1 protein-coding gene is annotated in these 1343 nt (G+C 60.4%); it reads right to left on the bottom strand.

Annotated features, from left to right (window positions below; all coding sequences use genetic code 11):
* Positions 1-85 precede the first annotated feature (85 nt).
* On the bottom strand, positions 86-1343 hold a 1258-nt coding region (locus tag ACTXPP_RS14060; protein ID WP_443342730.1), incomplete at its 5' end, for a DNA/RNA helicase domain-containing protein.

The following is a 1343-nucleotide window of genomic DNA, read 5'->3' as shown; positions in this document are numbered from 1 at the left end:
AATTAGTCGGGGTTCACGATCTCCTTGAGCAGCTGCTGGGTAGCAGGATCCGTCGAGTAGATCACCACGCCCTTCATGCCGCGGGTCAGAATACTCGATAGCCGTTGCGGAAGCGCTGCAGGGCACTGCTCTTCGGGTCAGCGGGGAGTCCTTCCCTCTCCTGCTTGCGAGCCAGGCGCTTCAATGTGCCGTACTCCGAGGCCTCGTAATCGGGGGTGAGCCTCTGTTCTGCTGCGTCGTACCGAAGGTCGGGGCCCATGATCACACCGCAGTAGTCGAACTCGAATCCCTGACCGGAGAAGATCGAGCCGGCCTGCCTCGCGCCCCTCTTTTCGAACGCCCAGAAGTCAGCCTTCGGGTATCCCTCGGTGTTCGACTTTAGGTTCCACTGGATCGACCAATCTCCGATGGCGATGTCGTAGGGGACATCGTCAACGCTCTTGAACGCCTTGTCCGTTACCGGATCCTTCGTGGTCCACGGCCAGCAGAACCCGGCCATGATCCTCGGATCCGCCTCGGAGTGCTCCGCGAGGATCCGCTCCATGTCGGCAGGGGAGTCAGCTACCTTCACCCAGAAGTTCTTCTCGTCACGCCAGACCCTGGGCACGTCGTCCACGAGACTGTCCACCCAGGTCTCAAAGCTCTTCGAGCCGCCGCTGCGATGCTGCTCCTCGAGCTCATAGAGCTGGAAGTCAGCACCGATGAGGTCCGCAACCTCCTTCACCTTCTCCGTGGTGAGGTAGTCGGTGGCGGTGGTCTGCTGCCAGTCATCCATCATCAGCACCAGGACCTTGGTGGAGTTGGCGAGCTCCCGAAGCTGGGTCATGTTGAACCGCTCGAGCTCCTCCTGGATATCCTTGCGGTTCGCCTGACCGGTGCGGACGGTCCACTCATTGAGCCGCTGAGCTTCATCCACGATCAAGAGGTCTAGAGAACCCCAGACCTCCTGCTTCCAATAGGTCCGGGCCGAGGTGATCATCTCGGCGACGGGCTTCGTATCCTTCGACTTCTTCGCCACCTTCTTCAGTGTTTCTCGCAGAGAGGTTGAGTTGGTGGCGAAGGACACCTGGCGTTGGGCGGCAGCCTCCTTTCCGAGGATGTTCATGCAAATCCAGGTCTTACCCGAGCCGGGTTTGCCGTTGACCACGATGAGCGTCTTCCCACGGGGATTGCGGGGATCGAGGGCGTCGTTGAACTTCTTCTGGATGTCCTTGACGACCTCCCGCTGCTCCTCACTCAGCGGGAAGGAATCCGGATTCTGGAAGATCTCGCCGGCTGCCTCCAGAATGTCCTTGCTCTTCTTCGGAGCGTTGCACTCGAGGCCCTCGGCCACGGCCTTACCG

The sequence above is a fragment of the Candidatus Corynebacterium faecigallinarum genome, from assembly GCF_052264515.1.
GTDB classification, from domain to species: Bacteria; Actinomycetota; Actinomycetes; order Mycobacteriales; family Mycobacteriaceae; genus Corynebacterium; species Corynebacterium faecigallinarum.
This window is presented reverse-complemented; position numbering and strand designations above follow the sequence as displayed.